Annotated in this window: 10 protein-coding genes and 1 pseudogene; 6 read left to right on the forward strand and 5 right to left on the reverse strand. The window is 47.9% G+C overall.

From position 1 onward, the window contains the following. Nucleotides 1-88: 88 nt before the first annotated feature. Entirely contained in the window at nucleotides 89-1,729 is a 1,641-nt protein-coding gene (locus tag KME12_06965) for a CTP synthase (protein MBW4487514.1), read from the forward strand. A 41-nt stretch (nucleotides 1,730-1,770) separates the two neighbouring features. After that, nucleotides 1,771-1,983, forward strand: coding sequence for a hypothetical protein (locus KME12_06970; GenBank protein ID MBW4487515.1), 213 nt, complete (start codon nucleotides 1,771-1,773; stop codon nucleotides 1,981-1,983). A 1-nt stretch (nucleotide 1,984) separates the two neighbouring features. On the opposite strand, the gene KME12_06975 is transcribed toward KME12_06970, so the two are convergent. Further along, complete coding sequence (locus KME12_06975; protein ID MBW4487516.1) at nucleotides 1,985-2,917, reverse strand: ROK family protein; 933 nt, start codon at nucleotides 2,915-2,917, stop codon at nucleotides 1,985-1,987. 178 nt (nucleotides 2,918-3,095) lie between these two features. On the opposite strand from KME12_06975, the pseudogene KME12_06980 reads away from it, so the two are divergent. After that, nucleotides 3,096-4,349 (forward strand): annotated as a pseudogene (locus KME12_06980) (transposase). 28 nt (nucleotides 4,350-4,377) lie between these two features. Here the strand turns inward: KME12_06980 and KME12_06985 are convergent. The 4 genes from KME12_06985 to KME12_07000 form a co-directional block, all read right to left on the reverse strand. Further along, nucleotides 4,378-4,962, reverse strand: a complete 585-nt coding sequence (locus tag KME12_06985) for a hypothetical protein (protein MBW4487517.1) — start codon at nucleotides 4,960-4,962, stop codon at nucleotides 4,378-4,380. Nucleotides 4,963-5,006: 44 nt separating this feature from the next. Beyond that, nucleotides 5,007-5,912 (reverse strand): ABC transporter permease, encoded by a 906-nt coding sequence (locus tag KME12_06990; protein ID MBW4487518.1) that lies wholly within the window; start codon nucleotides 5,910-5,912, stop codon nucleotides 5,007-5,009. 95 nt (nucleotides 5,913-6,007) lie between these two features. Continuing rightward, entirely contained in the window at nucleotides 6,008-7,378 is a 1,371-nt protein-coding gene (trxB, locus tag KME12_06995) for a thioredoxin-disulfide reductase (GenBank protein ID MBW4487519.1), read from the reverse strand. Between the two features lie 129 nt (nucleotides 7,379-7,507). Continuing rightward, nucleotides 7,508-8,662: a glycosyltransferase gene (locus KME12_07000; protein ID MBW4487520.1), complete on the reverse strand. Its 1,155-nt coding sequence runs from the start codon at nucleotides 8,660-8,662 to the stop codon at nucleotides 7,508-7,510. 95 nt (nucleotides 8,663-8,757) lie between these two features. Here KME12_07000 and KME12_07005 point away from each other — a divergent pair, with 95 nt between their 5' ends. The 3 genes from KME12_07005 to KME12_07015 all read left to right on the forward strand — a co-directional run bounded on the left by KME12_07005 (nucleotide 8,758) and on the right by KME12_07015 (nucleotide 13,163). Next, nucleotides 8,758-10,077, forward strand: coding sequence for a methyltransferase domain-containing protein (locus tag KME12_07005; GenBank protein MBW4487521.1), 1,320 nt, complete (start codon nucleotides 8,758-8,760; stop codon nucleotides 10,075-10,077). A gap of 136 nt (nucleotides 10,078-10,213) precedes the next feature. Continuing rightward, complete coding sequence (locus KME12_07010; GenBank protein MBW4487522.1) at nucleotides 10,214-10,747, forward strand: type IV pilin-like G/H family protein; 534 nt, start codon at nucleotides 10,214-10,216, stop codon at nucleotides 10,745-10,747. A gap of 169 nt (nucleotides 10,748-10,916) precedes the next feature. After that, nucleotides 10,917-13,163 (forward strand): O-linked N-acetylglucosamine transferase, SPINDLY family protein, encoded by a 2,247-nt coding sequence (locus KME12_07015; GenBank protein ID MBW4487523.1) that lies wholly within the window; start codon nucleotides 10,917-10,919, stop codon nucleotides 13,161-13,163. The last annotated feature ends 63 nt before the right edge of the window (nucleotides 13,164-13,226 follow it).

Below are 13,226 nucleotides of genomic sequence, written 5' to 3' on the forward strand. Positions count from 1 at the left end.
AAAAAAATACTCCCCTGCCCACGCGGTCTGGCGTGCCTGTGGCACAATTGACGGGTGGATCTCCAGAAGGCTGTGCTCCTAGAATTCTATGACTAAGTTTGTGTTTGTCACGGGTGGCGTGGTCTCTAGCATTGGCAAAGGCATTGTGGCGGCGAGCCTGGGCCGATTGCTGAAGTCTCGCGACTATTCCGTTTCCATCCTCAAGTTAGACCCTTATATTAACGTTGACCCTGGCACCATGAGCCCCTTCCAGCATGGTGAGGTGTTTGTGACCGAAGATGGTGCGGAAACCGACTTAGACTTGGGACACTACGAGCGCTTTACCGATACTTCCATGTCTCGCCTCAACAGCGTCACCACTGGTTCTATTTACCAGGCGGTGCTGAACAAGGAGCGCCGGGGCGACTACATGGGTGGTACGGTGCAAGTCATTCCGCATATTACCAACGAGATTAAAGAGCGGATTTTACGGGTTGCCAAAAATACTAATCCTGATGTGGTGATCACGGAAATTGGTGGCACAGTTGGAGATATTGAATCGTTACCTTTTCTGGAAGCTATTCGCCAATTTCGTAAAGCTGTGGGACGGCAGAACGTGTTGTACATGCACGTCACGCTGATGCCTTGGATTCCAGCGGCGGGAGAAATGAAAACCAAGCCGACCCAACACTCGGTGAAAGAACTCCGCTCGATTGGGATTCAACCGGATATTTTGGTTTGCCGCTGCGATCGCCCTTTGCACCCTGGTCTGAAGGACAAGTTATCTGAGTTCTGTGACGTTCCTGTTGAATGTGTCATCACCTCACCAGATGCCAGAAGCATTTACGAAGTCCCACTGATTTTAGAGCGAGAAGGTTTAGCTCAGCAGGCGCTAGATCTTTTGCACTTAGACCAGCGACAACCTGACTTAACTCAATGGCAAACCCTAGTCGATCGCTTGTATCGTCCCAGCCAATCGGTCAACATTGCGATCGTGGGTAAATATGTTCGGCTTACCGATGCCTATCTCTCTGTGGTTGAAGCGCTGCGGCATGGGGCGATCGCCAAGGGAGCCGATCTCAACCTGCGTTGGATTAACTCCGAAGACATCGAAGCTTACGGAGCCGAAAGCTATCTGCAAGACATTGATGGCATTATCGTGCCGGGTGGCTTCGGCGTGCGAGGTGTAGATGGCAAAATTAGTGCCATTCAATATGCCCGCGAAAAGAAAATTCCCTTCTTTGGCTTGTGCTTGGGAATGCAGTGTTCCGTGATTGAGTGGGCGCGACACACGGCGGGCCTAGAGGATGCCAACAGTGCTGAGTTTGCTCCCAATGCCAAAAACCCAGTGATTAACTTGTTGCCTGAGCAGCAAGATGTCGTAGATTTAGGCGGCACTATGCGCCTAGGTTTATATCCTTGCCGGATCTCGCCCAATACGATTGCATTTAGTCTTTATGGTGAAGAAGTTATTTATGAGCGGCATCGCCATCGTTATGAGTTCAATAACGCCTACCGTAACTTGTTCTTAGAGACGGGCTACGTCATCAGTGGCACTTCACCGGATGGGCGTTTAGTAGAAATAGTTGAACTCCCAGGGCATCCATTTTTCTTGGCGACGCAATTTCACCCCGAATTTCAGTCGCGTCCGAGTACCCCTCATCCTCTGTTCAAAGGATTTATTCAAGCGGCACTCGCTTATGCCGATGAGTCCACGCGATCGCTAGAGCCGAGCCTAAGTCAGCCTTAGTCTCCAGACTAAAATACTTTCAATCCTAATGAGGAGTGCTCGTGGGGTACTGGGTCAAAATTAATTACGAGAGGAACGTTTATGTAGTTGATCTGGAACGTGTTAGTGCCTTTGCTTTTACCCCCAATGGTAGGTTGTCTTTTTACTTGCCAGAGGGGGGAACCCATATGATTTTGAATCAGCAAGGCCACCCCGAAGCCTTTCAGCAAGTCATGGACTACGTAGAAAAATCTACCGGGCACACCTTACCTTGATTTAGCAGTTAGCATCTATTAACTGCCAGGCTAACTTTGCGGCCCCGACCATTCCGGCGCGATTTCCTAACTGAGCTTTTAATAGCTGCAAGCTGGTGCGAGAACTCGGTAAGACGCGTCGCTGAATTTCTGTTTGCACGGCTGGCAAGAAGAACTCAGCGCTAGCACTAATTCCTCCACCAATCACGACTGCTTCGGGCGCTAAAACATAGATGAGGCTGGTCAAGCCCGCTCCCAAATCTCGGCCATATTCTTGCCAAAACGCTAAAGCATCGCGATCGCCTGCTTGTGCCTTCAGACCCATCTCCAGAGGTTCTAACCCAGTACGCCGACGAATTGCTTGCACCGAGGCATGTTGCTCCAAAGAACCATGATTGCCACTGTTACAGGCTGGGCCATCTGGCTTTAAGGTAATCAAGCCCAGCTCACCCGCCGCCCCATCTTGTCCTGTAAACAGTTGGCCGTTGAGAATAATTGCTCCGCCAACTCCTGTACCCAAAGTTAGTAAAATCAGATTTCGAAATTCTCGGCCTGCGCCTAACCAAGTTTCTCCCAAGCCAGCACAATTCGCATCATTGGCAACTACCGTAGGCCGCCCAGTTTTCGCTTCTAGCCAATCTGCTACTGGAATATTTTGCCATCCAGGTAAATTAATGGCGATTCTAGCAATGCGACCTTGGCGATCGGCGGGGCCTGGCGTTCCGACTCCAATGGCCAAGCTGGTCTGGTCTGGATCAAGCTGGGCGATCGCATCAACCATTGCCGCTAAAACTGCTTCTGGATAAGCAGGTTGTGGCGTTGGGACAGTCATAGCTTGTAGGCAAGTACCATCCTGACTAAAGCGACCTAGTTTAATCGCTGAGCCACCTAAGTCAATACCTAAGACCTGAGGTGTTTGGTTTGGTTGGGCTGAAACATCGGGCGTTGTCCCCATACTTCCAATGATGCGGTAATTGAAAAGATGACGGTCTACAATCCTACCAAGGATCATCGTAGTGCTCCACCTATACGCGAAACGGTTAGGGGGTGGTGAGGCGATGTGCGACTAAAGGAAGCAATCCAGAGAACTGTACCTACGAAATATAAGCTTTGCTGTAGGCTAGACTAGAGTCATGCTGATCAGAACTTGGGAATTTAAGCTAGAGCCGACTGCGGAGCAGGTTTCAGAGATTGAGCACATTCTTGATGTGTGTCGCAATGTCTGGAATTTTGCCCTGCGGGAACGTAAAGACTGGCTAGAGTCTCGTAAGTCGCCTGTTAATGCCTGTTCAATTCGGCAAGAGTTTATCTTGCCAGCGGACGCGTCGCTCCCCGCTTATGCAAGGCAGTGCAAGGCGCTCACTGAAGCTAAAGCGGAATTTCCTAGACTCAAAACCGTCAATGCTCAGGTTCTTCAGCAGGTTCTTAGAAAGCTGGAAAACGCTTGGGAGTCATGGCGACTGAAGAGGTCGGGGTTGCCCAGGTTCAAAAAGCCCAGTCGAATGAGAAGCTTTGTCTTTCCGCAGATGCTCAAGAGCTGCCTCAGCGAGAACGGCATTAAGCTACCTCAATTGGGTCTGGTCAAAGTGCGCTGGTCACGGGAGATGCCTGAAATCTTTCAGGTCAAGCAAGCCCGGATTGTTCGCAAGGCATCGGGCTACTTTGTCCTGTTGAGCTTAGAAGCGAATGTGGATGTCCCTGCTACGATACCACGGGGGCATCCCATCGGCATTGATGTCGGACTGGAATACTTCCTCTCCACTTCAGACGGAGCCCAAGTCAAGCGACCCCGCTTTTTTAATGAGCTGCACCGCAAGTTGAAATTACTGCAACGCAGACTCAAGACAAAGCAGAAAGGGAGCAACAATTGGCTGAAGCTTCAGAAGAACATTGGGAGAGTGCATCAACGGATTGCCGATACTCGCAAAGACTGGCATTTCAAGCTAGCCCATCATCTCTGCGACAATGCTGGGGTGATTTTTGTGGAAGATTTAGACTTTCGCATTATGGCTAAAGGAATGCTAGGCAAGCACATCTTAGATGCAGGGCTGGGTCAATTCGTGAACCAGATCTTGCCGTGGGTGTGCTGGAAGCGAGATGTGTATTACGGCAAAGTTGATCCTAGAGGTACTTCTCAGGAGTGTCCAGATTGTGGGGCTGAGGTTCGCAAAGACTTAAGCACCCGAATTCATCACTGTCACAACTGCGGCTCAACTAAGCCTCGCGATGTGGCAGCAGCTCAAGTCATCAGTACCCGTGGGCAACGGGGAATTGAAAATGCCTGTGGAGTCGATGCGGCGGGGGCTGGGGTCACTCAGTCTAGTTGGCTGGCTTGGAAGCAGGAACTCTTTGAGGCGACCCAAGGAATTTCCGCGCATAATCTTTGATTTGCGTGGAGAGGATGTCAAAGCTTCCCTAGTCGGCAACGCTAAAAGACTCCCAGAATTGCTCAAATTCTTGAGCTGCTTTTTTCTCATGCGCAAGTTTCTGGGCTAGTTCAGCTTTGGTGATTTTCCCCGCTGCATACTGCTGCTGCGCTAACTCTAATTCCAATTGGGCAATTTGGTGATTTTGTTTCAGTAGAGTTCCTTCTACCGCACTTACCCAATTATGGAAGCCTAAATTCTGGGTTTCCCAGTCCGTATTGCTAACCTCAGTAACCTCAGTCTGCCCCAAGTTTTTCTGACTTTTCGCGGTCAATTGCCGAAAACTCGTCAGAGCTGACTCAATTTGCTGCATTCTTGCCAGTGAGTTCTCAACGGAAAATCTTTGATCGAGTGTATCTTTAACAGGCTCATCCGGATGAGCGGTGCGATCGCTAGGCAACTCAGTCCCAGCAGGCTCAGTCCCAGCCGTCAGGGAGCTGCCAGAGCGAGGAGCCAGACTAACCGCAGCATCAGAGGATCGCCCCTGCTCAGAGTTCGCTCGAAAACTACCGTTTGCCGCTGCAACCAACGTGAAGCAAAGGGCTGTCATGAGCAGTGAAGTCTTGAGTGGCATAGGGCACACATCCGAGCGAGCTGACGATGCTAATAAATACGCTTTTACTTACCAGCTTTCCGGTTCCAGTTTTCTCGTCGCAGCAGCGGATTGACAAACTCGTTCAATCCTTCCCCTAGCAAAGATAAGCCCACCACCATTAAGGTCATTGCCATACCAGGGAAAAAAGCAGGCCACCAAATTCCTGTTGCCAGACCACTTAGAGCTTTTTGCAGATCACGCCCCCACTCTGGTACGTCCGCAGGTAGTCCTAAGCCCAAGAAACCTAAACCCCCTAGTGTTAAAATTGCGTCCGCCGCATTCAACGTAAACAGCACTGGCACACTTTGAATCACATTGAGTAGTAGATAGCGCGAGAGTACCGTCCAAGTAGAAGCACCCATTGCTTGAGCTGCTTCGATAAATAATTCTGTTTTCACAGAAACGGTGTGGTTGCGTACCACTCGATAATATTGCGGCACATAGGAAATACTCAGAGCGATCGCAGCGTTTAATACCCCTGGGCCTACCGCAAACGCCAGTGCCACCGAGAGCAGCAATCCTGGCAAGGTATAGATCGTATCCATCAAGAACAGTAACCCGCGATCGAGCCTCCCCCCCACGTAGCCACTCACTAAACCCAGTGGTACGCCGATTGCCAAGCTTAACGCTGTTGCTAAAATCACAACTTGCAGCGCGACTTGGCTACCAAACAACGTCCGTGAAAAAACATCGTAACCTTCAGAATTGGTCCCAAACCAATGACTTGCTGAAGGGGGTGACTTAGTCGGATCAATTAATGAAAAAGTGTCTGGGCTCTGGAGCCAGCCCCAAGCCTGAAACACAGGCGCAAGGAGGGCCACCAGAATAAAGAAAACTGTAATGACTAGCCCAACCCCCATCATTCGCATGGAAAGGCTGGGGTGTTCGGCAAATCGAAACCGAGGTAACCAGAGCTTAGTAGAGGCCATAAAATTAGTGCAAGCCAGCGATCGCGATAGGCTGATCTAATCTACCAAGCTCAGTCCCCCCTTGCTAATCCGGATTAGTTACGAATCCGAATGAGTTAGAGATTGCTACTAATCAGTTGGCGATACTCGCTCTTCTGCTTCACGCCCTTCATCTCACCCACTTTGGCTTTGTCTTTGAAGAACTGAATGGTTGGCGTACCCATAACACCTGCGGCCTCAGCAATGTCTGGGTCTTGCTCCACATCAATCTCGACAAAATGGACTTTGTCCTCAAACTCATCCACTACTTTATTCAAGATGGGTTTCAATGTGTGGCAAGGTCCACAGTTAGGCGAAGCATATTTCACCACAATCAGGCGATCGCTCTCGTGGTAAAGCTTCCGGAGCGCATACCCACCTTCATGCCGAGTTGCATCCACGCTAAATTCAGACTCTTGATCAGCTTCTGACTTTTTGGCCACCTGTTCTGCTTCTGGCTTCTCCGATGTCTCTGTTTGATGGAATTCTTGCACCAAACCCTGAGCCGATAACCAACGCTCCGCCAGCATAGCCGCCATACAACCCGTGCCCGCTGCCGTGATAGCTTGTCGATACTCATGGTCCTGGACATCACCAGCAGCAAACACACCTTCAATGCTCGTTTCTACAGAACCAGGTTTCGTCACAATGTAACCGATGTCATCGAGTTCTAGCTGCCCTTGGAACAATGAGGTATTGGGGGTGTGACCGATCGCATAGAACAAACCCCGCACATGTAGCTCACTCGCTTCCCCTGTCTTGTTATTACGGAGATGAACCCCTTTCATGTGCTCCGCTTCCCCAAACACATCCCAAAGATCCGTGTTCCAATGAACGGTAATCTTGGAATTTTTCAGCACTCGATCCTGCATGGCCTTACTAGCCCGCATCTTCTCACCGCGTACTAATAGGTGCACATGCGACCCATACTTGGTCAAATACACAGCTTCTTCTGCTGCCGAGTCACCCCCACCTACAACCGCCAACTCAGCAGACCGAAAAATTGGCGTTGCTCCATCGCAAATGGCACAAGCCGAAATGCCACGACTCCAAAACTGGTGTTCGCAAGGTAAACCTAGCCGCTTTGCTGTCGCACCTGTTGCAATTACAATACTGTGCGCTTTTACTTCCCGCTCTTCAGAACGCACCACGAAAGGACGCTGACTGAAATCCACCGACACCGCATCCTCAGTGACCAGTTCAGCTCCCCAGCGCACTGCTTGAGCCTTCATCCGATCCATTAACTGCGGTCCCGTGATTCCTTCCGGGAAGCCAGGGAAGTTCTCCACCTCAGTGGTCGTCATCAACTGCCCACCCGGTAGCCCCCCTGCCTGAAAGCCCTCAAACACAAACGGCTTCAGATTTGCCCTTGCAGCATAAATAGCAGCCGTATATCCCGCAGGGCCAGAACCAATAATGACTAAATTTTCAACAGTTGGATTTGTCATGGGTCTAGACAAACTCATAACGACTACATGTTAGTTAGTGTAACAAGTTCTGGACAAAAATCCAGTGCTGGGTTTTCACCTAACTATTCCTAGGCTTAGAGGTCTCTACTGAGTTACTGCTCACTAAACTCAGTTTTGCTGTAGTTTCTGCTGTGCTATTTTCAAATCTTCCTGGGCAGGAAGGTAATCCGCTTCAAATGAGAGGGCCAATTCAAAAGCGGCGATCGCTTCTGGGATACGATTCAGCTCCATGTAAACCGAGCCCAGGTCGTGAGCTGGCCATACGCCTAGAAAGCGCAAATCAAAGGGTTCTCGCTGAAAATGAGTACCATCTCGGCCCATTTGCAGACAGTTCTCAAAGTAGGCGATCGCGGCCACAGGAAACCCTAACTGCATGAATAAGGAACCCGTTAAATGGTTGAGGGGTGGATAGTTAGGAAACCATTCCAAACCTCGCCGACACACCAATGTAGCTGTTTCATAGTCTTCTTGTTCATGAAGTAAGTCCAGACCCAGCGTAAATAGCAGAGCTGGCAGTCGAACCGTTTCTTGAGGTAAACTCCCAGTCAACAAACTTGAGCTAATGCGCTCAAAAGCCTCTGCCCAACACTTCCTTGCTTTTTCTACTTGGCCAGTCCGTACGTAGGTATCTGCCAGAGTCATCAGTAACAGGAGGCTGAGAGACTCTTGCTGTCGTACTCGCTCTAATATAGGAATATCTCGGTTGAGATTCTTGTGGAGAAGTAGCTGCTCTTCGTAGCCGTAGTGCAGAATCTTGAGCAACTTGGCATTGTGGGTAAGCTCTGCGGGAATAAGTTGCTCACGATACAGCAACTGCTCGTGATAGCGTCCGCCGTATCTTAGATCTGGTAGATTGCAAAACAGTCGCAGAGTAGGCAAATTGGTCATTGCCTGGTGAAGGTCTGTTAGAGGTATCCAATAGGCTAAAGCTGTCTGTTCTAAACTCAGCTGCTCACGCCAGCCTTCAAACTCCACTACTAGCTCTTCATCAGCATCTAGCATCAAAATCCATTTACCAGAAGCTTGGGCAATCGCAAAATTCCGGGCCGCAGCAAAATCATCACACCACTGGAAATGCTTGATCTGCGCACCATACTGCTGAGCAATCGCAATCGTGCCATCCTCAGAGCCAGTATCGACCACAATCATCTCATCAACTTGCGATCGCACACTGGCTAAGCAGCGAGCCAAGTTCTGCTGTTCGTTCTTGACAATCATGCACAGTGAAAGCAGGGGTGTGGATGAAACTGATGAACTGGTCATGGATACACAGATCCAAACTGTGAGAACAATGGAAGAAGATGACAGATCAAACCTAGCCTTAGTTTGTCACTCAAAAGAAAAACAAGGATTTTTGTATGGATAGGCATGAATCTGAACGCGAGAAAATTCGCCAGCAATGGGAGACAACTCCCTATCCAGAGCTTCCTCTGGAAACCTCTCCCCAAGGAGATGCCAATAGTTTATACCTCCATAACTTGGTAACTCCGTTTTACCTGAGAAACCATAGGATTATCGATACAAGAGAGAAACTAATTTTAGATGTGGGTTGTGGTAGTGGATACACATCACTGACGCTAGCTGAAGCCAATCCAGGAGCCAAAATTGTCGGCATAGATATGTCCGAGAAATCGTTGGATCTAGCACGCCAGCGATCGCGGTATCACGGGTTTGCAAACTCAGAGTTCTATACTTTAGCGGCTGAGGAACTGCCAAGCTTAAACCTCCAGTTTGACTACATCAACTGTGATGAGGTCTTGTATTTGCTACCCGACCCAGTGGCTGGACTAAAGGCTATGCAGTCGGTACTTAAACCGAATGGCATCATCCGCGCAAACCTACATAGCTCTCTACAGCGAGAGTTTTACTTCCGAGCCCAGAAGGTTTTCAAAATGATGGGGTTGATGGACGAAGCACCAAACGAGCTAGAGGTTGAGCTTCTCCGAGAAATTATGCGATCGCTGAAGAGTGATGTCTATCTCAAAATGCTTGTATGGAAGCCATACTTTGATACAGATGCCGAAAGAGTACGTGTGAACTTTTTGATGAAAGGGGACAAAGGCTCTACTGTTAAAGAGCTTTTTGCAGCTCTTGAGGCTGCCAATTTAGAGTTTGTCAGCATGGTGAATTGGCGGCACTGGGAATTGATGGATCTGTTTCAAGACCCAGCAAACCTGCCAGCGTTCTTGGCCATGAGTTTGCCTGAAGTTCCCTTAGAAGAAAGACTATATCTGTTTGAACTGCTACATCCAGTTCACCGCTTGTTAGATTTCTGGTGCGCTCACCCTAATCAAGCAGAGGACTACCTACCTGTTAGTGAGTGGAGTACTCAAGATTGGCAGCAAGCTCAGGTACACCTACATCCCCAACTTAAAACACAATCAGCTAAAGAGAAGTTGATTGACTGTGTGAACTCCCATCGGCCTTTTGAAATCAGTCAGTTGATTTCTCTACCTGCGCTCACCTCCATTACTGTCGATAACCAGATGGCAGCAGCTTGCCTGTTACCTCTTTGGGAGGGGCCGCAACCTTTTATGTCCTTGGTTGAGCGTTGGCAGACTGTACAGCCTGTAAATGCGCTCACCTTAGAACCTGTGAGTGCACAAACAGCCTTTGAGGAAACGAAGCAACTCCTAAGTAGCTTAGAGGTTTATCTATACGTCCTTTTAGAGTTTTAGAGCGGCCTCAGTCCCGGAATTGAAACTGTGTGACCAAAAGTTTTTACAGGTGGATGATATGAAAGCTGATCATCCTGGGTAAATTAAATTCAGGAGTTAGAAACCACTGCGCACCGCACCTCAAGGAGATAAATTAATGAAGACTGAATTTCAAGCTAGATTTCTACAGCACCTAGCTCAGAAGAAAGAAGATCAAGGTTTCACCCTCATTGAACTTCTCGTTGTTATCATCATCATCGGTATTCTATCTGCGATCGCGCTGCCCTCCTTCCTAAACCAAGCTAACAAAGCGAAGCAATCTGAAGCTAAGCAATACGTTGGTTCCATGAACCGCGCTCAACAAGCTTACTATCTAGAAAACAGTGAATTTGGCTCTAGTGTTGACAACTTGGGTCTTGGTATCCAAACCCAAACCACCAACTACAGCTATGTCGTAACGCTTGATAATACTAACAGTGCTGTCACAAACCTCGGTACTCCACAGCCGACCAAAAAGGCTCTCAAGCACTATAACGGCAGAGTATGGCTAGGAACAGTAGCAACTACCAGTGAAGCAACAACGCTAGCTCTGCTGTGTGAATCCGTGAAGCCTCTTGCAAGCCAAACAACTAACACTGCTGCATCTAACGGTGCCTGTGCTACCGACTTTAAGCCCCTCGATACCAAGTAAGCTCCCTTCTCGCATTTCAAAGCTAGGAATGTCTTGATGGCATAGGTAAAATATATACAGCTAGAGTGGGTAGATATCTAACCCGCTCTTTGCTTTTTTACAGCTAATTTTACCTGACGATTAAACTAGTGTAGAGCTTTTAGCAATCCTTCATTCCCCCATCAATTGTATGTCCTCTGAGCACACTGCTTCTAGCCTGACAAAATTGCAACAGCAAGCTTACCAATCCTTCACTGAGGGTGACTATAGCAAGGCTGTGAGCTTGTATGAAGCAGCGATCGAGGCTGAACCAAGTAACAGATTAAACTATTGGTATTTAGGACTAGTATTTCTCCTTCAGGGTAAGGAAGAGGAAGCTCAAACTAGTTGGTTTTTACCTCTAGCCGAGGCAGAACCAGATGAGGTGGAAGTTTGGACTAATGAGCTACTACAAGTTCTTAATACAGAAGCTGAACGACAAGCAGCATTAGAAGAATACAAATTGGCTTGGGCCATTCGTCAGCATATACGAGAAATTACTCCAGCCGACTTTGATAACCTCTTAAAAATTGTTCAGTTGGCAATTGAGCTAGATACATTCACGGGTGAAGATTTAGAAACCTTTCAATTAATTAAGCTACTGAAGTCGGAACAGCCTACTAGTCTTGATTTATTTCTACTACTGAGTACGCTTAGTGCCATTTTGGAGTATGACCCGGTCCATCCTGCAACTTTACAGTTCGCAGAAGCTTGCTTGGTTTTAGCAGGCAAACCTCCCCTAGTAGATGATCCCCAGTCTTTACTTGATGTCTTCATGCCTGCTGCCATCAAAATTGGGTACTCCTTGGGGCAAGTACAGGTTGCTGCTCGGTTAGCAGAGTTTTGCTTACAAATAGCTCCTACTAATCCTCAGCCTTTAAGTCACCTGGCTGCCTTTTATCAAAAGATGGGTGATCACGATAAGGGAGTAGAAACCGCAAGGCATTTCTATGATTTGGCTCAATCCCTAGCGAGGCGAATTCATGGCAGCTATTTAGTCCTAAGAGGTTTACTGAGCGCTGGCGGATCTTGGCAAGAAGCTTACAAGGTTTTTGAAGAACACGAACAGTCTCTCTCTAACCTGGTTCAGCAACCAGAAGAACTAAATCCTAGTGAAGTCACGAGCCTGTTTACCTCTACGTTCTTTGCTCCTTACTTGAGAGATGATCCCCAAAAGAACCGTTGGTTTCACAATCAAGTTGCTAACCTTGGACAAATCAATCTCCAACGCTCAGCCCAGCATTTAGTTGAACAGTTTAGCCAGCGTCACAGCACACTATCCTCTCAGAGAGTTTCTGGTAGACGTTTAAGAATCGGCTATATTTCTGCCTATTTGAAGCGGCATTCTGTAGGCTGGTTAGCTCGTTGGCTATTTCAACATCACAACTCCGAACGCTTTCAAATTTATACCTATTTTATCAATCAGCCTAAAGAAGATTTATTTACACAAAATTGGTTTGTTGAGAAAGTACATCAAGCTCATTACTTAGGTATAAATTGGTCAGAAATCGCTCAACAGATTCACCAAGATGAGATAGATATATTAATTGACCTAGATAGTATTACGGTTGATATTACTTGTGCAGTCATGGCCTTGAAACCAGCACCCATACAGGTAACTTGGTTAGGTTGGGACGCCTCAGGAATCCCAGCTGTTGACTACTATATTGCTGATCCTTATGTCTTACCTGAGGCCGCGCAAACGTACTACTCCGAGAAGATCTGGCGTTTGCCCCAAACATATATTGCAGTTGATGGGTTTGAGATTGGTATACCTACGTTGCGGAGAGATGCGCTGAGCATTCCTAATGATGCAGTAGTATACCTAAGTGCTCAAAAGGGACATAAGCGTCATCCAGATGCAGTTAGACTGCAAATGAAAATTTTAAAGCAAGTACCTAACAGCTACTTCCTGATTAAAGGCTTAGGTGATGAGAAATCCATCAAAAGCTTTTTCAATCAAATTGCGGAAGAAGAGGGCGTGAATTGCGATCGCTTGCGTTTCTTGCCAGAAGTTGCAGGAGAAGCTATTCATAGAGCCAACTTAGGGATTGCTGATGTTGTCCTAGATACTTATCCCTACAATGGGGCTACTACAACTCTAGAAACTCTTTGGATGGGAACTCCTCTAGTTACACGAGTTGGAGAACAGTTTGTTAGTCGGAATAGCTACACCATGATGATGAACATTGGTGTAACTGAGGGTATTGCTTGGACTGATGCAGAATACGTGGAGTGGGGAGTACGGCTAGGGAAAGATGCGGCTCTACGCCAACAGATTGCTTGGAAAATGCGAGCATCACGTCAGACATCTCCGTTATGGAATGCAAAGCAGTTTACCCAAGAAATGGAAAATGCTTACGAACAAATGTGGATGAGGTACATTGAAGCAAAGTGATTAGAGCTCAGGTGCCATAACTCAGAAAGGACTCCAGTATTGTTTTGATGCAAGATGCTGGAG

The sequence above is a fragment of the Trichocoleus desertorum ATA4-8-CV12 genome, assembly GCA_019358975.1.
Taxonomy (GTDB): domain Bacteria; phylum Cyanobacteriota; class Cyanobacteriia; order FACHB-46; family FACHB-46; genus Trichocoleus; species Trichocoleus desertorum_A.

What these genes read in the sequence shown, in the direction of transcription:
- KME12_07015 (MBW4487523.1), top strand. Translation starts at nt 10,917, where the DNA reads ATGTCCTCTGAGCACACTGCTTCTAGCCTGACAAAATTGCAACAGCAA.
- trxB (MBW4487519.1), bottom strand. Translation starts at nt 7,378, where the DNA reads ATGACAAATCCAACTGTTGAAAATTTAGTCATTATTGGTTCTGGCCCT.
- KME12_07005 (MBW4487521.1), top strand. Translation starts at nt 8,758, where the DNA reads ATGGATAGGCATGAATCTGAACGCGAGAAAATTCGCCAGCAATGGGAG.
- KME12_07010 (MBW4487522.1), top strand. Translation starts at nt 10,214, where the DNA reads ATGAAGACTGAATTTCAAGCTAGATTTCTACAGCACCTAGCTCAGAAG.
- KME12_06965 (MBW4487514.1), top strand. Translation starts at nt 89, where the DNA reads ATGACTAAGTTTGTGTTTGTCACGGGTGGCGTGGTCTCTAGCATTGGC.
- KME12_06985 (MBW4487517.1), bottom strand. Translation starts at nt 4,962, where the DNA reads ATGCCACTCAAGACTTCACTGCTCATGACAGCCCTTTGCTTCACGTTG.
- KME12_06990 (MBW4487518.1), bottom strand. Translation starts at nt 5,912, where the DNA reads ATGGCCTCTACTAAGCTCTGGTTACCTCGGTTTCGATTTGCCGAACAC.
- KME12_06975 (MBW4487516.1), bottom strand. Translation starts at nt 2,917, where the DNA reads ATGGGGACAACGCCCGATGTTTCAGCCCAACCAAACCAAACACCTCAG.
- KME12_07000 (MBW4487520.1), bottom strand. Translation starts at nt 8,662, where the DNA reads ATGACCAGTTCATCAGTTTCATCCACACCCCTGCTTTCACTGTGCATG.